This is a genomic window from Pseudomonas sp. GD03858 (assembly GCF_029840925.1).
Taxonomy (GTDB): domain Bacteria; phylum Pseudomonadota; class Gammaproteobacteria; order Pseudomonadales; family Pseudomonadaceae; genus Aquipseudomonas.
Map to the genome: position 1 here is coordinate 1 of NZ_JAOCDM010000005.1, position 18,047 is coordinate 18,047.

The 18,047-nt window shown below is 65.2% G+C and carries 24 protein-coding genes and 2 pseudogenes; all 26 read left to right on the forward strand.

Going from position 1 to position 18,047, the window contains the following annotated elements; translation table 11 throughout:
* Positions 1 to 683 (forward strand): annotated as a pseudogene (locus N5D48_RS02500) (hypothetical protein); the annotation flags it as partial.
* A 2-nt stretch (positions 684 to 685) separates the two neighbouring features.
* Entirely contained in the window at positions 686 to 1,228 is a 543-nt protein-coding gene (locus tag N5D48_RS02505) for a tail fiber assembly protein (protein ID WP_279880730.1), read from the forward strand.
* 29 nt (positions 1,229 to 1,257) lie between these two features.
* Positions 1,258 to 1,755 (forward strand): hypothetical protein, encoded by a 498-nt coding sequence (locus N5D48_RS02510; RefSeq protein ID WP_279880733.1) that lies wholly within the window; start codon positions 1,258 to 1,260, stop codon positions 1,753 to 1,755.
* Positions 1,752 to 2,309: a phage baseplate assembly protein V gene (locus N5D48_RS02515; RefSeq protein ID WP_279880736.1), complete on the forward strand. Its 558-nt coding sequence runs from the start codon at positions 1,752 to 1,754 to the stop codon at positions 2,307 to 2,309. The genes N5D48_RS02510 and N5D48_RS02515 overlap by 4 nt, the downstream gene beginning before the upstream one ends.
* Positions 2,310 to 2,387: 78 nt before the next feature.
* Positions 2,388 to 2,684 (forward strand): hypothetical protein, encoded by a 297-nt coding sequence (locus N5D48_RS02520; protein ID WP_279880738.1) that lies wholly within the window; start codon positions 2,388 to 2,390, stop codon positions 2,682 to 2,684.
* Positions 2,684 to 3,391, forward strand: a complete 708-nt coding sequence (locus N5D48_RS02525) for a hypothetical protein (RefSeq protein ID WP_279880740.1) — start codon at positions 2,684 to 2,686, stop codon at positions 3,389 to 3,391. Before N5D48_RS02520 ends, N5D48_RS02525 begins: the two co-directional genes overlap by 1 nt.
* A gap of 8 nt (positions 3,392 to 3,399) precedes the next feature.
* On the forward strand, positions 3,400 to 4,620 hold the full coding sequence (locus tag N5D48_RS02530; RefSeq protein WP_279880742.1) for a pyocin knob domain-containing protein: 1,221 nt from the start codon (positions 3,400 to 3,402) through the stop codon (positions 4,618 to 4,620).
* 12 nt (positions 4,621 to 4,632) lie between these two features.
* Positions 4,633 to 5,013, forward strand: a complete 381-nt coding sequence (locus tag N5D48_RS02535) for a tail fiber assembly protein (protein WP_279880744.1) — start codon at positions 4,633 to 4,635, stop codon at positions 5,011 to 5,013.
* 103 nt (positions 5,014 to 5,116) lie between these two features.
* Positions 5,117 to 5,443 (forward strand): GPW/gp25 family protein, encoded by a 327-nt coding sequence (locus tag N5D48_RS02540; RefSeq protein WP_279880746.1) that lies wholly within the window; start codon positions 5,117 to 5,119, stop codon positions 5,441 to 5,443.
* A complete protein-coding gene (locus N5D48_RS02545) occupies positions 5,440 to 6,321 on the forward strand; it encodes a baseplate J/gp47 family protein (RefSeq protein ID WP_279880748.1) in 882 nt (293 codons plus the stop codon). The genes N5D48_RS02540 and N5D48_RS02545 overlap by 4 nt, the downstream gene beginning before the upstream one ends.
* A 1-nt stretch (position 6,322) precedes the next feature.
* On the forward strand, positions 6,323 to 6,931 hold the full coding sequence (locus tag N5D48_RS02550; protein ID WP_279880750.1) for a phage tail protein I: 609 nt from the start codon (positions 6,323 to 6,325) through the stop codon (positions 6,929 to 6,931).
* A complete protein-coding gene (locus tag N5D48_RS02555; protein ID WP_279880753.1) occupies positions 6,924 to 8,411 on the forward strand; it encodes a phage tail protein in 1,488 nt (495 codons plus the stop codon). The genes N5D48_RS02550 and N5D48_RS02555 overlap by 8 nt, the downstream gene beginning before the upstream one ends.
* A gap of 95 nt (positions 8,412 to 8,506) precedes the next feature.
* The gene (locus tag N5D48_RS02560; RefSeq protein ID WP_279880754.1) at positions 8,507 to 8,860 is read left to right on the forward strand and encodes a phage tail assembly chaperone; all 354 of its coding nucleotides are present in this window, start codon (positions 8,507 to 8,509) and stop codon (positions 8,858 to 8,860) included.
* 82 nt (positions 8,861 to 8,942) lie between these two features.
* Positions 8,943 to 10,109: a phage tail sheath family protein gene (locus N5D48_RS02565; RefSeq protein WP_279880756.1), complete on the forward strand. Its 1,167-nt coding sequence runs from the start codon at positions 8,943 to 8,945 to the stop codon at positions 10,107 to 10,109.
* Positions 10,110 to 10,122: 13 nt separating this feature from the next.
* Positions 10,123 to 10,632: a phage major tail tube protein gene (locus N5D48_RS02570; RefSeq protein WP_279880758.1), complete on the forward strand. Its 510-nt coding sequence runs from the start codon at positions 10,123 to 10,125 to the stop codon at positions 10,630 to 10,632.
* 12 nt (positions 10,633 to 10,644) lie between these two features.
* A complete protein-coding gene (locus N5D48_RS02575) occupies positions 10,645 to 10,947 on the forward strand; it encodes a phage tail assembly protein (RefSeq protein WP_279880760.1) in 303 nt (100 codons plus the stop codon).
* A gap of 326 nt (positions 10,948 to 11,273) precedes the next feature.
* Entirely contained in the window at positions 11,274 to 12,872 is a 1,599-nt protein-coding gene (locus N5D48_RS02580) for a hypothetical protein (protein ID WP_279880762.1), read from the forward strand.
* A gap of 12 nt (positions 12,873 to 12,884) precedes the next feature.
* Positions 12,885 to 13,730 (forward strand): phage tail protein, encoded by an 846-nt coding sequence (locus tag N5D48_RS02585; protein WP_279880765.1) that lies wholly within the window; start codon positions 12,885 to 12,887, stop codon positions 13,728 to 13,730.
* On the forward strand, positions 13,705 to 13,911 hold the full coding sequence (locus tag N5D48_RS02590) for a tail protein X (protein ID WP_279880768.1): 207 nt from the start codon (positions 13,705 to 13,707) through the stop codon (positions 13,909 to 13,911). The genes N5D48_RS02585 and N5D48_RS02590 overlap by 26 nt, the downstream gene beginning before the upstream one ends.
* A gap of 46 nt (positions 13,912 to 13,957) precedes the next feature.
* Positions 13,958 to 14,992, forward strand: a complete 1,035-nt coding sequence (locus N5D48_RS02595) for a contractile injection system protein, VgrG/Pvc8 family (RefSeq protein WP_279880770.1) — start codon at positions 13,958 to 13,960, stop codon at positions 14,990 to 14,992.
* A 143-nt stretch (positions 14,993 to 15,135) separates the two neighbouring features.
* Positions 15,136 to 15,345 (forward strand): Com family DNA-binding transcriptional regulator, encoded by a 210-nt coding sequence (locus tag N5D48_RS02600; RefSeq protein WP_279880772.1) that lies wholly within the window; start codon positions 15,136 to 15,138, stop codon positions 15,343 to 15,345.
* Positions 15,332 to 15,883, forward strand: a complete 552-nt coding sequence (locus tag N5D48_RS02605) for a glycoside hydrolase family 19 protein (protein ID WP_279880774.1) — start codon at positions 15,332 to 15,334, stop codon at positions 15,881 to 15,883. Before N5D48_RS02600 ends, N5D48_RS02605 begins: the two co-directional genes overlap by 14 nt.
* Positions 15,880 to 16,386 carry a lysis system i-spanin subunit Rz gene (locus tag N5D48_RS02610; RefSeq protein WP_279880775.1) on the forward strand — a complete coding sequence of 169 codons (507 nt, stop codon included), beginning with the start codon at positions 15,880 to 15,882 and terminating at the stop codon, positions 16,384 to 16,386. Before N5D48_RS02605 ends, N5D48_RS02610 begins: the two co-directional genes overlap by 4 nt.
* A 53-nt stretch (positions 16,387 to 16,439) precedes the next feature.
* Positions 16,440 to 17,009, forward strand: coding sequence for a hypothetical protein (locus tag N5D48_RS02615; RefSeq protein ID WP_279880778.1), 570 nt, complete (start codon positions 16,440 to 16,442; stop codon positions 17,007 to 17,009).
* A gap of 174 nt (positions 17,010 to 17,183) precedes the next feature.
* The gene (locus tag N5D48_RS02620) at positions 17,184 to 17,666 is read left to right on the forward strand and encodes a CinA family protein (protein WP_279880780.1); all 483 of its coding nucleotides are present in this window, start codon (positions 17,184 to 17,186) and stop codon (positions 17,664 to 17,666) included.
* 104 nt (positions 17,667 to 17,770) lie between these two features.
* Positions 17,771 to 17,962, forward strand: a pseudogene (locus N5D48_RS02625) (DNA recombination/repair protein RecA); the annotation flags it as partial.
* Positions 17,963 to 18,047: the final 85 nt, after the last annotated feature.

Below are 18,047 nucleotides of genomic sequence, written 5' to 3' on the forward strand. Positions count from 1 at the left end.
CTCGTACAGCCCTGCCGATGCCCTGCCGGGTCCTCACCCTGGCACGGCTCGGTTGCGCATGGAGATCCTTCATGGCCAAGCAGACCATCAATCTCGGCACTGCCCCAGGCGGTGCCGGCGGCGACACCCAGCGTTCAGCCTGGGTCAAGGCCGTCGCCAATTTCGACGAGCTCTATCAAGCCGATGCCAACTTGCAGACCAGCAAGGCGGCTGCCGGCACCAATGCCGACATCAAGGCGCTGACCGGCCTGGTCACGCCGCTGACCCTGGCCCAGGGCGGGACCGGCGGTAAAAGCGCGGTCGAGGCACGTACCGCCTTGGGGCTGGGCAGCGCGGCGACACGCAATGTCGGGCAGACCGCAGGCAGCCTGCTGGAAGTGGGGGCGTTCGGCCTCGGCGGCAAGTCATCGCCCTACAGTGATTCGATCAACCGCATGGAGGGCGGGTTCTCCCTGATCACGCCCAACACCCAGTATGTCGGGGCCACGGGCATCGGCTACGGCTCGGTGCTGACGGTGCCCTACAGCGAGGCCGAGTTCCGCGGCGCACAGCTGTTCTTCGGGCAGTCGCCGGAAGCCCGCCTGGTCCTGCGCTCAGGCAGCTTCGCCACGGCGACCTTCAACGTCATCTACCACACCGGCAACACCACCCGTGCCGCCGATGGCACCCTCAAGGCGATCTGACCATGACCCGAGCCGCAATCAACCTCAACGGCCCGACCGGCGAGGTCATCGACGTGACGTCCCTGGGGCGCGACACGATCAGCTGTCACAAGGCTGGTACGGGTGAATACCGGGTGCTGGGCACCCTCGGCATGGCGCCGCCACCGGAGGGCTGGGGGTATGTCATCAACCCGCTGGACGCCGGTGTCGAGGTGCGCATCCGGCATGTCGCTCCGACGCTGGAGATCAGCGTCAGTCGCGACGGTGTCGCCACCGACCTGCAGCACAGCCTGACCTTGCACGTGGCCGTCGAGCCACTGCCACCCGAGCCGTTGCCTGAGCCGCGTCCCGACCCGCTTGCCGCCGCCCAGCGCGAGATCGGCAAGCGGCGCGCCGCCGCCGACCTGGCCATTGCCCCGCTGCAGGACGCCGTTGACCTCGAGGAGGCCAGCGATCTGGAGCAGCACAGCCTCAGGGCCTGGAAACGCTACCGCGTGGCGCTCAACCGCCTGCCGGACCAGGACGGTTTCCCGGAAACCATCGAGTGGCCGTCCGCCCCGCAATGATCGCCGCTTTCTTGCATGAGGAATCGCCCATGAGCGAACTCTCCACACTCAGCGCGGCGCTGACCGCCAGGGTGCGCGAAGCGATGCCGGCGCTGGCCTCGGTCGACAGCCACGACCGCGCCGATCCCTCGCCCGCGCTGCCGGCCCTGCGCCACGGCATCCTGCGCATGACCGCCGACGGCGCCCCCCGCGATGGTCGCTCGGTGCTGATCGCCACCTTCGAGGCCGACATCACCCCGGATGCCACGCAGCCCGAGGCGCGCCTGCAGGGCAGCGAACTGGCGGCGCAACTGATGGACTTGCTGCGCCAGCAGCTATGGGGCCTGGATTTCGTCGAAGCCAGCCGCAACGTGCAGGCGCAGTACGAAGGCGTCGGCTGGAAGGTGCGCTGGGAGCAGCCGATCCTGTTCGGCGAGCCGCAGTGGGCCTGGCCCGACCAGCCACCCGGCAGCCTGCTGCTGGGCGTCGATCCGCGCACCGGCGCCGGCAATGAGCACGAGTACCTGGCGCCGGAGGACCTGGCATGAGTTACGCCACGGCGATGCACGACCGCATGCTGGCCTGCCTGGTGATTCCCTGCGCGGTGGTCGCGGTGGACCTGGTCGCGGCGCGGGTGCGGGTCGGCGATGGCGACTGGACCAGCGCTTGGGTGCGCTGGCACAGCCTGGCCGCTGGCAAGGCGCGGCACTGGCGGGCGCCAAGCCTGGGCGAGCAGGGCGTGCTGATCAGCCCCAGCGGCGAACCGGCGCAAGGCACCTTCGTGCCCGGCCTGTACGGCAATGCCGGCAGCGCGCCGGATGAGCGCGACCATGTCGAGGTCTGGCGCTTCGAGGATGGCGGCTCGCTGAGCTACGACTGGCAGGCCGGACGCTACGACATCCAGCTGCCCACCGGCAACGCCACGGTCAAGGTCGGCGCCAGCACCCTGGTGGTCAACGATGGCGCCATCACCCTCGACGCCGCCGCCATCACCCTGACCGGCAATGTCACGGTCAAGGGGCCGCTGCTGGTCAGCGGCGACATCAACGGTGGTGGGCGGATCATCGATACCGCCGGCAACACCGCCAATCACAAGCACTGATACCCATTGCCTGTGCGCCCATGGGGCTCGCAGGCAGGGCCGCCAGGCCAAGGGTAGGACCTAGAACAGGGGCCTGATATGCCGCAAGGTTTCGAGAGCTACAACGTCGACGGTTCGCTGAACACCCGTGTCACGGATCGCATCACCCGGATTCTCGGCAAGGTCGGCCCGGTGAGCGCAGCGGGGTCCATCACCATTCCCGAATTCGCCCACGGCACACCGTGGACAGCCATTCTCCAGCGCAACACCACCGGCGGGTTCAACCCGTTCCGCTGTGTCCACGCCTCGGTCAGCGGCACCACGCTGTCGTGGAATCTGACCGGGTTGGCGGGCTGGGCCATACAGCCAGGCACCATTGTCTATGGGGTGTACTGATGCCCGCGGGTCTTCAGGTACTCAACGACAAAGCCCTCATCCAGATCGACGGAACGTTCCAGAATCTGTGCCTGGTGGCCAAGGGCACGATCAGCACCACCACCGGTAACCAGTCCCCGTATCCATGGGCGCGGTTCGCCCGGATCGACTATCCGGTGGCCGCTCGCCAACCGATCATTGCCTTCAATACCCAGGGCTGGGCCTGCTACCTGGTCGATGACACCGGCTTCAAGGTCTTCGGCATGCCGGCTTCCGGGTCGGGCAGCGCCCCGCTAGTCGTCGAGTACTTCATCTTCGACCTGCCGCAATACGCCCAGGCCCTCGGCAACGTCGGTCTGCAGGTCTGGAGCGAGCAGGGCCTCGAAGTGTTCCACAGCAAGAACAGGTACATGCGCGTCGTTGGGTCGTACTCCGTCGATATCGCCTACGACACGACCCATACCGGTACGGCGCCACCCGGCATCAAGCTCGCCGTGGCGCCGGGCGTGCAGAGCGTGGGCTATCTGTCCGAGCGCATCGGCACCAATACCCAGATGGGGCTGGCCGTGCGCATGTGGCATGGCCAGTGCCAGACCCCTGCCGCCGGCGGCAGCTACCTGATCAGCAACAAACTCATCACCGTCTTCGCCGGGCCGGGCCTGGCCAGCAACCAAGGCGCGGTCGGGGCCTACAACAACGGCTTGGTGGTGGACGTTACAGGATACTAGGAGGTCATATGCCACTCGATTCGGTCAAACTGGGAACTCCTCCCACTGGCGCGGACGGTGACGTTGCGCGCACCGCGTTCATGCGGATCAACAACAACTTCAAGATGATGGACGACATGGGGCTGACCGCGCCCATTTCGCCTACCCGAGACATTGCCGATCTGAACCAGGCCACCAGCCCAGGTTGGTACAGTGCGTTGAGCGGCACCGCGACTCACCTGCCGCCAGGGATGAGCTATCCCCTGGTCTGTGTCGCCCAGTCAGCCGTCGGTTTCATCGTGCAGACCGCGCTCGACCCCATGACGGGGAAGTCGGCCAGCCGCGGGTTCAATGCCAACATCCAGACCTGGAGCGACTGGCGAACCACGCCCGCGTCGTCCGACCTCGGCTCTGCGGCCTTCGCCGCGCTGACCACCTCCACGGCCGACTCGACCACTGGCCGGGTATTGAAGGTCGGGGACTTTGGCGTCGGCGGTTTCACCCCAGGCGTGCTGGAGAGCGACATCAACGCGCTGCGCTCCACCGGTGACTATTACGTCGAGGGCAAGGGACTGAATATCCTGCCGCTCAACACCAACGGTTACCTGCGCGTCTGCTCGGTGGCGGGCGCCTACTCCATGCAGTCGTTCACCGCCTACAACGACAGTGGCATCTACCAGCGCATGCTGATCAATGGCACGTGGACCGGATGGTTCGAGAAATGCGCCCCGACCACTCGCTTGAGTGTTTCAAGCAACCTGAACTTCGAATACAACCGTGATTGTCAATTTGTCGATACCACGGCCAACCGACCCGCGTTCATCGCCTACGGTGTCGTACGCACCATGTGGCGTCATGCCAACAGCGAGTGCGTGCAGCTCGCCTGGTCCGTTACCAATGAGCTGACGGCCATGCGCCGGGTGATCGGCGGGGCCTGGACGGCATGGGCCAATACCACGCCAATGGGGACTGTGGGGCAGGGCTGGCAGGCGACTGCCCGGGCCCTCAATACCTCGTACCTGAACGACAGCGGACGGCCGATCCAGGTCAAGGCCCTGGTCGGCCCCGCCACTCAGATCAACTCGTACCTGCAGTGGGTGGTCAATGGCGTCACCCTCCCCGGGTCCTATAGCGGCGCGGCAGGGCAATACATCGACAGTGGCGCCATCATCGTGCCGGCGGGCGCATCATACGGCCTGTTCGGCAATAACAACCCTGGTGCGCTCAACAGCTGGATGGAAATGCGATGACAGGAGGTCACGATGTTTGATCCACAGATGAAGTACTACCGAGACGAGCGCTGGGATGGCCTGGCCATGATCCATGCGTTCAAGGCCGATGGTTCGCAGGACGACTTTATCGACGAGTCACGGGTGCCGATGACCGAGGCCGAAGTCGAGGACTACTACCGGCGGACGTTGACGCTCGATCCTCTCAGGGCTGCCCAGGCCGAGATCCTGCGTCTGCGTGGCCTTGCCGATAGCGCCATCGCCCCCCTGCAGGATGCCGCCGAGCTGGGCGATGCCCGCGAGGCGGAGGTCGTTCGGTTGACGGCGTGGAAGCGCTACCGCGTGACGCTGAACCGTGTGCCCGAACAGTCAGGCTACCCCGCCGAGATCGACTGGCCGGCACTGCCGTCCTGAGCGCGTCGAATCACGCCCCAAGCCCGCAGCCGCGGGCTTTTTCATATCAGGAGAACGTCATGCATATCCATCCAAGGGATGTGCCCGGGACAGGAGGTGCTCCATGATCGGCCTGGACCGGCGTACCGGGCAGCCACTGTCGGGCATTGCCCACCTGCGTCAATCCATCGAGGACATCCTCACCACCCCCCTGGGCAGCCGGCGCATGCGTCCCGAGTACGGCAGCCAGCTGCGCCGCTACGTCGACCTGCCGGTCAACGAAGGCTGGAAGAGCGCGGTACAGGCTGAAGTGGCCCGCGCCCTCGGGCGTTGGGAGCCGCGCCTGAAACTGGAGCGGGTCAAGGTCATCGCCGTGCTCGACGGCCAGGTCAGCCTGGCCTTGAGCGGCCGCTACCTGGGCGACGACGCGCTGGTGGAGGTGAGCGTATGAGCCAGGTCGACCTGTCGAAACTGCCCGCCCCGCAATTGCTCGAAGACCTCGATTTCGAGGTGCTGTATCAAGAGGACCTGGCCAGTTTCCGCGCCCAGCTCGGCGACAGCTGGAGCGCCAACCTGGAAAGCGATCCGGTGACCAAGCTGCTCGAGGTCGGCGCCTACCGCAAGCTGCTCAACCGGGCGCGCATCAACGATGCGGCCAAGGCCCTGCTGCTCGCTTACGCCCAGGGCCGCGACCTCGACCAGCTGGCGGCCAATGTCGGCTTGCAGCGCCTGGTGATCCAGACCGCGAACCCGAGCACGACACCACCGGCCGAGGCGGTGCTCGAATCCGACGATGCCCTGCGCGAGCGGGTGCAACTGGTCTACGAGGGCCTGACCACCGCCGGTCCGCGCAACAGCTACATCCTCCATGCCCGCAACGCCTCGGGACGGGTCGCCGACGCGACCGCCGAAAGCCCGTCGCCGGCCGTGGTGGACGTTACCGTGCTGAGCCTGGACGGCGATGGCCTGGCCAGCCCCGAGCTGCTGGCGCAGGTCAGCGCCTACCTCAACGACGACGATATTCGCCCGGTCGCCGACCGGGTCAACGTGCGTAGCGCCGAGGTGTTGCCCTATCACGTCGAGGCGGTGCTGCACATGGCCGACAACGGCCCGGAGTTCGAAGCGATCCTCGCCGAGTGCAGGCGTCGTCTCCAGGCCTGGATCAACCCACGTCGGCGGCTGGGCGTCGAGGTCGCCCGCTCGGGGGTCGATGCGCAGCTGCACATCGACGGCGTGAGCCGCGTCGAGCTGATCGGCTGGGACGACATCCGTCCCAGCAAGGCGCAGGCGGCCTGGTGCATCGGCATCGACCTGCGACGGGGGGACTGACATGCACAGCCTCCTGCCGCTCAACCGCACGCCGCTGGAGCGGGCCATCGAGGTGGCCGCCGACGAAGACCTCAAGACTACGTTGCGCACCCTCTACAACCCCGACACCTGCCCGGCGCACCTACTCTACCAGCTGGCCTGGGCCTGGTCGGTCGACCGCTGGGACGATAGCTGGAGCGAGGCGATCAAGCGCTCGGTGATCCGCTCGGCGTTCTTCGTTCACGCCCACAAGGGCACCACTGGCGCCCTCAGGCGGGTGGTCGAACCCTTCGGTTACCTGATCGAGGTGCAGGAGTGGTGGCAGACCGAGCCTGCCGGGGTGCCGGGGACGTTCGCCCTGAAAGTGGGGGTGACCGACACCGGCATCAGCGAGCAAACCTACAACGAACTGTCGTCGCTGATCGACGACGCAAGGCCGGTCAGCCGCCACATGACGGGGCTTGCCATCAGCCTCGAAAGCCGCGGCGCTCTTCATTTCGGCTGCGCGCTGCAGGACGGCGACGAGCTCGACGTCTACCCGCTGGCGCCTTCTGACGTGATCGTCAGCGGCACTATCGGTCGCGGCGGTCGGGAACACACAATCGATACCTTGGACATTGCACATGGTTGACCAGAATTCCCAGTTCTACGCCATCCTCACCAACGTGGGCGCGGCGAAACAGGCCAACGCGGATGCCTTGGGCATCCCGTGGAAAATCACCCAGATGGGCGTGGGCGACGCCAACGGCGCCGACCCCACGCCAAACGCCACCCAGACCAGGCTGATCAACGAATGGCGTCGCGCGCCGTTGAACCAACTGAAGGTCGACGACAAGAACGCCTCGGTCATCGTGGCGGAACAGATCATTCCGGCCGATACAGGCGGCCACTGGATTCGCGAAATTGCACTGTACGACGCCGACGGCGACATGGTGGCGATAGCCAATTGCGCGCCGACCTACAAGCCACTGTTGAGTCAAGGCTCGGGACGCACTCAGGTCGTGCGGATGAATCTGGTGGTGAGCAGTGCCAGCAATGTGCAACTCAAGATCGACCCGTCGGTAGTGCTCGCGACTCGCGAATATGTCGATGCAGCAATCTTGAATATCTTGCCGGCAAACAAGGCGGCCGGTGCTTATACGAAGGTGACCATTGATGATCGGGGCGTGGTCCTGCAGGGCGCTAATCCAACGACGCTCGCGGGCTTCGGCATCCAGGACGCCTACACTAAGGTCGCCCTCGATACCGTACTGGCTTTAAAAGCCAGCACGCAGGACGTTTACTCCAAGGCGGCCGTTGACGCGGCGCTATCCACCAAGGCTGGGCACGCCACAACACTGGCCGGCTATGGCATCACCGACGCTCTGCCGAACCTCAACCCGTTGCCCTACGGTAGTTATGATCTGCATGGAACCAACTACGCGTTCGTCAGTTCGCCGCTTGAGTCCAGCATCTGTCAAAACGCCTTCTGGGACGGCCAAGCATGGCGAAAGCACGATACATCGAAGCCAGCGGTCACTGTCAGTGCGGCGGGTGGTCAAGCCACCGTGCGGACATGGCCAGCGGGTGACCCAACCTACACGTCGGCGCGCATCCTGGATTCGAGCATGGAGGCCACGGTCGCGGATCTTGATGGAGGCACGACGCCTGCAAAGTGGGTGAGCGTCGCGGGCCTCTCCTATTACGTCTGGAAAAAACTGGCGGCGGCGTCCGAGTCGATAGCGGGGGTTGCCAGATTTGCAACACTCGCGGAAGTGGTAGCGGGAGCCGCCGGATATCTCACTGTATGCCCGGCGTATTTGACGGCGGGATTTGGCGCAAACCTCAGTGCCGGTAATGGCTATATAAAACTGCCGCAGTGGATGGGTGGTTTCATGGTGCAGTGGTCCTACAGTGATGAGTCAAATTCAGCAGTGGACTATCGATATTTTCCCGTGCCGTTTACCACCGCTTTTGCTGGATGGCTGCAACTTTCTTCTGAAACCATCAATGGATTCGGAGGCAGTTATGGGACCATTCTCCAGATAGTCGATAACAATCGATACCTTTGGTCCGCCGGGGGGACTTTTGGTGGTGGTGGCAAGGGCTGGGTACTGGCATTCGGTCGCTAGGGTGAAATATGAAAAACGTTATGAGGTTTAGCTGTTCTACCGGGTGTTTCTATGATTCGCGTATCCATCAAGAGATACCGGATGACGCCCTGTCAGTGACTCAGGAAGAATTCAACGATCTGTGCGCCGGGCGTAACACTGGCCAGCAAATCCTGCTGGAAAACGGAAAGTTGACTCTGGCCGATCGTGAGCCAGTCGTACTGTCGCGAGATGAGGCCGCGGCCAAGGAGCGAGCATGGCGCGACAGCGCCTTGGCCGATATTCAGTGGTTGCGCGATCGTCACCGTGACCAACTGGAAATTGGCTCGACTGCCACGCTTGCGCCGGCGCAGTTCAAAGCGCTGTTGGTATACCTGCAGGTGCTGCGTGACTGGCCCCAGTCCGAGCAGTTCCCCCAGATCGAGCACCGGCCAGTCGCGCCGCCCTGGATCTCGGAACACATTCAATGACGCCCCGCACTGACGGGGCGTTTTCCTTTCCGATGGACCCTTGGCCTCGCTCTGCGGGGCCTTTTCGTATCTGGAGACTTACATGAGCGGATTCTTCCACGGCGTCACCGTGACCAACGTCGACACCGGCGCGCGCAACATCGCGCTGCCGTCATCCTCGATCATCGGCCTGGTCGACACTTTCACCGAAGGCCCGGGCGCCACCGCCAAGGCCAACGACCTGGTGCTGATCACCAGCGAGCGCGAAGCGGTCGCGGCATTCGGCCAGGACGCGGCGATCACCAAGGCCTGTCGCGCCATCTACAGCCGCGCCAAGGCGGTCATCGTCGCTTGCGGCGTGGCCAAGCTCGAGGATGCCGCCGAGCAGACCTCGGCGATCATCGGCAACGTGCTGGCCGACGGCAAGCGCACCGGCTTGCAGGCGCTGCTCGACGGCAAGAGCCGTTTCAATGCCCAGCCGCGCCTGCTGGTCACCCCCAAGCACAGCGCCACCCAAGCCGTCGCTACCGCCCTGGTGGCCCTGGCCGACAAGCTGCGCGCCATCGCCATCATCGACGGCCCCAACACCACCGATGAAGCGGCCATCGCCTACGCCAAGAACTTCGGCGCCAAGCGCGCCTTCATGGTCGATCCGGGCGTGCGCTACTGGGACAACGCCGAAGAGGCCACCGTCGACGCGCCGGGTTCGGCCTGGGTCGCCGGCCTGTTCGCCTTCACCGACCGCGAGTACGGCTTCTGGGCTTCGCCTTCGAACAAGGAGTTCGTCGGCATCACCGGCACCACCCGCGCGGTGGAGTTCCTCGACGGCGACGACAGCTGCCGCGCCAACCTGCTGAACAACGCCAACATCGCCACCATCATCCGCGACGACGGCTTCCGCCTGTGGGGCAACCGCACCCTGTCGAGCGACCCGAAATGGGCCTTCGTCACCCGCGTGCGGACCATGGACATCGTCATGGACGCGATCCTCTACGGCCACAAGTGGGCCGTGGACCGTTCCATCACCGCCACCTACGTCAAGGACGTCACCGAGGGCCTGCAGGCCTTCATGCGCGACCTGAAGAACCAGGGCGCGATCATCAACTTCGAAGTCTATGCCGACCCGCAGCTGAACACCGCCAGCCAGCTCGAGCAGGGCAAGGTGTACTGGAACATCCGCTTCACCGATGTACCACCTGCCGAGAACCCCAATTTCCGCGTCGAAGTCACCAACCAGTGGCTGACCGAAGTCCTCGATTCCGCCGCTTAAGGAGCGCATCCACATGGCAATGATCCCCGAAACACTGGCCAACCTGAACCTGTTCGTCGATGGCGTCAGCTTCCAGGGCGACGTGCCCAGCCTGACCCTGCCCAAGCTCACCCTGAAGATGGAGGAGCACCGCCCCGGTGGCATGGACATGCCGGTCGAGATGGACCTGGGCATGGAGAAGCAGGAGGCGGCCTTCACCACCACTGGCGTGCGCCGCGAGTCGCTGAAGTTCTTCGGCCTGGCCGATGGCACCGCCTTCAACGGCACCTTCCGCGGCGCCTTCAAGGGCCTGAAGGGCAAGATCAACCCAGTGATCGTCACCCTGCGCGGTTCCCTGAAGGAAATCGACATGGGCGACTGGAAATCCGGCGACAAGGCCGAGATCAAGCACAGCGTCGCCGTCACCTACTACAAGCTGGAAGTCGATGGCCGCCTGGTTTACGAGATCGACGCCCTGGGCATGAAGCGGGTGATCGATGGGGTCGACCAGCTGGCCGCGCAACGCGCCGCCCTTGGCCTTTAAGGAGAACGCCCGATGGCTCAAGCGAAAAAGATGCCGCAATGGCTGACGGTCGATGCCGAGCGCGTGACCGTGCGCCTGTCGCGCCCCAGCGAGGCCAATGGCGTACAGGTCGACAGCCTGGCGCTGCGCGCCCCGACCGTGCGCGACATTCGCAACGCCCAGGCCGGCGGCGCAGGTGACGACGAGCAGCGCGAGCTGAACCTGTTCGCCTCGCTGGCCGAAGTCGGCGTAAAGGATCTCGAAGGTCTGGCCCTGAAGGACTACAGCCGGCTGCAGGCTGGCTATTTTCGCCTGGTGCAGGACGACGAGCTTTGACCCGGCCCGGCAGAAGGCCGCCGCCAGGCGGCTGGCCAGGGAGCTGCATTTTTCCGCCAGCGAAATCATGACCATGTCGTACAGCGACATGGTTTGGTGGCTGGTGGAGTGAAAGGGAGACACGGATGGCGAACAGATCTACGCAAGCGCTAGGCGCAGCCTCCGTCCTGGAGCTCGGGGGATCGTTGAGGGGGGAGCGACTCCTCACGGTACCCATGGGGGCGTTTGGGGTGACCCAGCGGCCGCCCGATGTTGGTGGTGGTAGTGCCAGGCCGCCCCGGCAAGGGAAGGAGGCTGTCGAGGACAAGGTCGAACAGACCGAATCCTTGAAGGCACAGCAACAGCAGGTTGGCCTGCTTCAGCAAAACAAGGCACTTCTGGAGCGCGCCCTGAACGCCCGGGCGATTCCTCCGGTGCCGACACCGTTGGCCCAGGTCACGCAGACTGCGCGCGATGCCGTATCGTCGCTGCTGGTTGCAGGCGGCGGTTACCTGCTGGCGAAGGGAATCGCCCAGGCACCCGCAGCGATTGGCAAAACCTGGAGCGGGAGCCGTGGTACGCCTGACAGCGAGGGCCATCCTGACGGAGCCCAAGTCAGCACACCCGCTCGTCCGGGTACTGTGTATCTGCCTGCGCTGCTCATCGGCGGCACTGAGCGCAAACCTGTCATGGAAGACTACCCGCTTGGCGCGGATGCGGGCCCCGCGCCAGTGCCCAGACCCGCCGAGCCGGGGCGTTGGGCGCGGGCGCTGCTGGCTGGCAAGTCGGCTGCCGGCATGGCAGGGCTGGACGCCGGGATGAAACTTATCTTCACGGCGACCACTGCCTCCACGCCAGACCAGGTGGGCGAGGGGGTGGGGGGCGCCATAGGTGGCTTCCTTGGCGCCGTGCCGGGGGCCATGCTGGGCGGGAAGCTCAAGGCCGGGGCTCCGGTTGCCTCGCTGGCGTTCTCCTTCGTCGGCGACAAGGTCGGCGGCGCGCTGGGCAAGGCGCTGATGGCCGCTCCTGGAGACGCATCACGACAAGCATCGGCAACCAATACCGGAGGCGGGCAATCGACACCTCCCGTGAGTGCCTCCTCGCCATCGCCTGCGACCACCTTGTGGGGCACCCTGGCCGGTGCCGTGGGGATCGGTGCGGGGGCGGCGGCGTTCAGGCACCGGGGCCGGCTGAGTCGTCTGGCGCGTGGCAAACGCAGCCCGATGTTGGAAGAGCCTTATCCATTGGGCGCGGACGCCGGGCCATCGCCCACGGGCATCAATCCTGCGGCGGGACGCTGGACCAGGCTGAAGGACGCGTTCAAGGCACCGGGCAAATTGCCTTGGCTGGAGGCCGGGATGAAGGCGGGCTACACCTACGCCACCGCCAAGACGCCCGAGGAGAAGGGGGCCGGCTACGGTGGCGCGATAGGTGGCGCGGTAGGCACGGCGCTGGGGGGCTTGCTCCTTGGCGGCATCGTCGGACCACCCGTTGCAATGCTGATTGGCAATGCGGTCGGTGACAAGGTCGGCGGTGTGGTTGGCGGATGGATCGGCAAGACGCTCTTCGCTGCCTCCGACGGGCCCCGCGAGAAACATCGCTCGGCGATTGCTCTGCGAGACCCACGCCAGATCACCCAGGTCCCCAGGGGGGAAGTCATCGACGAGCAGGTCGGCACAAGGATGGCCAGACAGCTCTTGTCACCGACAGCCCCGTTGAGGCTGCCGGAAGCCGACCCCTCTCCGGCACAGGGCCAAGGAGCGACTGCGCAACCGGTCACCCAGCAATTCACCTTCACCGCGAACATGCCCATCACCGTGCAAGGCAGCATCGATGCGCCCAACCAGCTCGCCCAGCAACTCGAGGAAGCGGTCCGGCGGGTGATGCAGGACCTGCACAGGCAGGCCTACAACGCACAGCTGGCCGATCACCCCAATGCATTCTGAACAGGAGGAACCATGACCTATCTGGAGCAGCTGCAAGCCACGCTGCACGCCCTGGTCAAGGCGGGAGAGGCAGGGCGTCGGCGTGCCGACGCCATGCTCGATCCGCTGAACGAGGCGATCGGCCATGTGCAGGGCGCGGTCGCCGAACTGGAAGGTTTGCCGGTGGTGGGGCCGATCATCGGCGCCAAGCTGCAACGCACGCTGCGGGCCATCGCCACGGCCCAGGCTCGGGTGGCCAAAGCGATTGCCCGGTACGACCAGGCACTGGGCGTGGTGCGCCAGGTGCGTGAGCGGATCGATGTGTTCGCCGGCCACGTGGCCAAGGCCGGGGCGGCGATTCGCCGGGTGGCGGGGGAGGTGCGTTCGACGGTGAATGGCGTGTTGTCCACGCTGGGCTTCGCGCCTCAGACGACACCCGCCGCCGAAGCGATCAAGCCGTTCCCGCATCTGCTGGTGTTGCAGCCCCTGAAGGCCGGCGCCGCGCCGTACTACTTCAATCTCGACACCGCCGCCTTCGACCAGTTGCGCCGGCAGACGCGTTTTCGCTGGGCCGGGCAGGAACGCCTGAGCCGCGCGAATGCCCAGCAGGCCATCAGCCTGGGCGAGGAGAGCATCAATATCCGTGGTGCGATCTTCCCTGGGTTCAAGGGCGGTCTCGGCCAACTGCAGACGCTGCGCAGCATCGGCCGCCAGTTGCTGCCGCTGTCGTTGACCACCGGCTACGGCGAGGTGCTCGGCACCTGGTGCCTGACCAGCATCGAAGAGGAACAGAGCATGCTGCTGGCCGGCGGCATTGCGCGCAAACAAGGTTTTTCACTGGAGTTCGTGAGCTATGGCCAGGACCTGCAAAACGTCTGAGGGCGACATGCTCGACACCCTTTGTCAGCACTACTACGGGCACCTGGGCGGCACGCTTGAGGCGGTGCTCAATGCCAACCAGGGGCTGGCGGACGAAGCGCAGCCGTTTCGTGCTGGCGTGAGGATTCAGCTGCCGGAGCTGCCGGTGACCGCGAGCGACGCCGTCCAGTTGTGGGATTGACCAGCAGCGAGATGGCACCTTTCAAATCACCACTGGAGCCTGAACCATGCAGCCCCAATTTCGCATCACCGCGGACGGCAACGACATCACCCGGTTGATCAATGACCGCCTGCTGCTGCTGCGTACCACCGACAAGCCCGGCGTCGAGTCGGACGAGTTCGAACTGCGCATCGATGCCCGCGACGGCGCCATTGCGCTGCCGGCCAGGGGCGCGCTGCTCGAGGTCCACCTGGGCTATGCCGGACAACCCTTGAGCCGCCTGGGCCGCTATAGCGTGGATGAGGTCGAGCTGTCCGGCCCGCCCGATACCCTGGTGATCCGCGGCAAGGCCAGCGACCTGCGTGGCACCGGCAAGACCATCCGCAGCGGCAGTTGGGAGAACGTGACGCTGCAACGCATCGTCGCCGAAATCGCCGCGCGCAACGGCTGGCAGGCGGTCTGCCCGCTGGCTGTGCAGGTGCCACGGGTCGATCAGTACAGCGAGTCGGATTTCAACTTCATCACCCGCCTTGCCCGCCTGCACGACTGCACCGCCAAACTGGCCAACGGGCAATTGCTGGTGATGCCGCGCCAGGGCGGACACAGCGCCAGCGGCAAATCGTTGGGCGTGGTGACCATCGCCCGTGCCGATGTCAGTCAGTGGCAGTTCAGGCTGGCGGACAAGAACACCCATAAGGCGGTCAGGGCCCGGCATCAGGACAGCGCCAGCGGTCGTCTGCAGGCTGTGGAGTTGATCAACGGCGACGCGCCCGACGGCCTGCAGCCGGTGTATACCGACCGCCATCTGTATCCCACCCGCGCCGCCGCCGAGCAGGCCGCCCGGGCGCGCCTGGCCAGCTTCAATCGCGACAGCGCCAGCGTGCGCCTGGACATGCCGGGGCGCACCGACCTGTTCGCCGAACGCAGCATCGAGACCCGCGGTTTTCTCGCCGGACTGGACGGGACGTACCTGATCGAGTCGGTGGAGCAGGTATTCACCGCCAGTGGCTGGCGTACCACCGTGCAGTGCAACGGCGGGCGCCAGGGCAAGGCCCGGGCCAAGGGCGCGGCGCCGCAGCGCAGCGGGGCATTCAAGGCCTGACGGCCATGGAGAGGGTTTCCCGGTGCCTGCGGGTCAATGCAGTTCCTATAGTCGTCGTCAAATCGACGGGCCCGACCAGGGAGGGCGGCACATGCGTGACTTACCCCTGTCGGAGGTGACCTTCGAACCGTCAGGACCAGCACATGTTCATCGATCTACGCTGTGGCCAGTGCAACAAGCTGCTGGCACGCATCACCCCCGTTTCCGAGCTCCAGATCAAGTGCGGCCGCTGCCGCACCTTGAATCATGTGAAAGCCACGCGCTTCGAGCCATCGCCCATGAGCGAACCCGTGGCGGCGATCGCCGCCGTTCGATCAGACCGCAATGGAGAACCCATCGATGCCGCTCACTGAACAGCAGCTTCGCCAGATCTACCCGCTCGCCGGCCAGCGCGCCGCGACCTTTCTTCCCGCTCTCAACAGTGCCATGGCCAATTGGGAAATCGACCACCCCAAGCGCATCGCAGCCTTCCTGGCCCAGGTCGGCCACGAGTCCGGCCAGTTGCGTTACGTCAAGGAGCTGGGCAACGCCCGCTACCTGGCCCGCTACGACACTGGCAGCCTGGCGCTGCGCCTGGGCAACACGCCCGAGGCCGATGGCGATGGCCAGCGCTATTGTGGGCGCGGGCTGATCCAGGTGACCGGACGCAACAATTACCAGGCTTGCAGTCGCGCACTGTTCGGTGACGAGCGCCTGCTGGCGCAGCCGCAGATCCTCGAGCAACCGCGCTGGGCCTGCGAGTCGGCGGCCTGGTTCTGGCATTCGCGCGGGCTCAATGCGCTGGCCGATCAGGGCGAATTCAACCGAATCACCCGGCATATCAATGGCGGATTGAATGGCCTGTCCGATCGCCTCGAACTGTGGAGCCGGGCGCGCGAGGTGCTGTGTTGAGTCGCTTGCAGTTGGCGCTCTGCTTGCTGCTGATGACGCTCAGTGCGGCATCGGCCTGGCAGGTACAGGCCTGGCGTCATGGGCGCCAGCAGGCCCTGCAGGAGCAGGAACTGGCACAGCAGCGCCTTGACCAGGCCGAGGCGCTGCAGCGGCTGATGCTGGCCGAGCGCGAACAGCGCCTGAGCCTCGAGCGGCGCCTGCAGGACAGTGAATCGAAACATTTCCAGGAACTCAATGATGCCCAACAGTCTCAAGCCCGTCTGCGTGATCGCCTTGCTACTGCCGATCTGCGCCTGTCGGTCCTGGTCGAGCGTGACAGCCGTTGCCCCGCAGTGCCTGCCACCACCGGCGCCGGCGGCCTGGATCATGACCCCGTACGCGCCCGACTTGACCCAGCGCATGCTCGACGAATTGTCGCCATCACCGACGACGGAGACCGCGGATTGATCGCCTTGCGCGCCTGCCAGGACTATGTGCGCGCGCTTGCACTACCTGACCGGTGATCGGGATCACGGCATAATGCCGGTCCAGACGCATTGCCGGAAGCAAGGAACGCATGATATCGACCGCGAAGGATTCGCCCTCACGCCTGTTGCAATGGCTGATCATCGTCGTGGGGGCGCTGCCGGTGTTCCTGCTGGCTTTCTGGGTGCCGCCGTTCGCCGAGGGTGACGAGGCGATCGCCCTGAACCGGTTTCTCGATGAGCAGTTGCTAGGGCGTGTCGGACCCTGGTCATCCGAGTTCCCGCTGATGGCCAAGGCGGTTGCCAACTACATTGCCATCGCCGCGTTGCCTGGCGCACTGGCGTTGATCCTGGCGTGGCGTCGTCACCTGCGCCCGTTCGAACAGCTGCCCGACCTGGCGCCGTATCGCTGGCTGCTGTTCCTTGCCGGTCTGCTGGCGCTCTCGGCGCTGGTCATCCACCAGCACTATTTCAGCTACACCGACTTCGCCCTGCATCGCCCCAGGTTTCGTGTGTTTGGTCGTTATCGCGCGCTGTATCCCTTTTATGCCGCGGCGGCGATGCTGGCGATCGAGCTGGTGATCCTGTGCAACTACGCAGTGTTCGTGCATTACCCGTGGCAGTGGCTGTCGCGGCGTGCCGGCGCCCGTGGCGGGTGTTAGGCTTTGTACGAAAAGTGCCTGCGCGACGATCATGCTGCGTTGAAAACAGGCTCGGAATGCTCATTGACAACCAGTCAACTCCGCTTCCTTGCCTGTTTTCGCCTTGCCTGATCGCCGCTCGGCGACTTTTCGTACAAGCCCTAGGGTATGCGCAGTCTCAACGAGGAGCCCGACATGGACCCGATCACCGTTCTCTCCCAACGCCTGGGCGAGCACCTGCGACGTTTCAACGCCCAGGTGAGCACCGCCGAGTCCTGCACGGGCGGCGGCATCGCCGAGGCCATCACCCGCATTCCCGGCAGCTCGGCCTGGTTCGAGGCCGGCTATGTCACCTATTCCAATGCGCAGAAGACTCGCCAGCTGGGCGTTCCCGAGCCGCTGTTCGCCCAGGTCGGCGCGGTCAGCCAGGAAGTGGTCGAGGCGATGGTGCGTGGCGCCCAGGCCGCCAGCGGCGCGCGCTTCGCCGTGGCGGTGAGCGGCGTGGCCGGGCCCGACGGCGGTTCGCCGGCCAAGCCGGTGGGCACGGTCTGGCTGGCCTGGGCCGATGGCAGCCAGGTCAACAGCGAGCGGCGCCACTTCGATGGCGACCGCGAAGCGGTCCGTCGACAGACGGTAATCGCCGCGCTAGACGGCTTGTTACAGCTTGGTGCCGAGTAAATCGTCCGGCGGGGGTTTGCGGAAACGAATCCCTGTGGAATAATACTGGCTACTTATACAGTTGTTCCGGCCCCAGGGCCTAAGTCGATCACGTGAGGATTTCAATGGACGACAACAAGAAGCGCGCCTTGGCTGCGGCCCTGGGTCAAATCGAACGCCAATTCGGCAAGGGCGCAGTCATGCGCATGGGCGATCACGAGCGTCAGGCCATCCCGGCCATCTCCACTGGTTCCCTGGGCCTGGACATCGCACTGGGCATCGGCGGTCTGCCGAAGGGCCGTATCGTTGAGATCTACTATTCACGCCCATAAAAGCGGTTCATGTGAGTGAGTGACTGATCTTAACTGGCCTCCAGGCCGGTCGCAAAGAAAACCAGTTCAG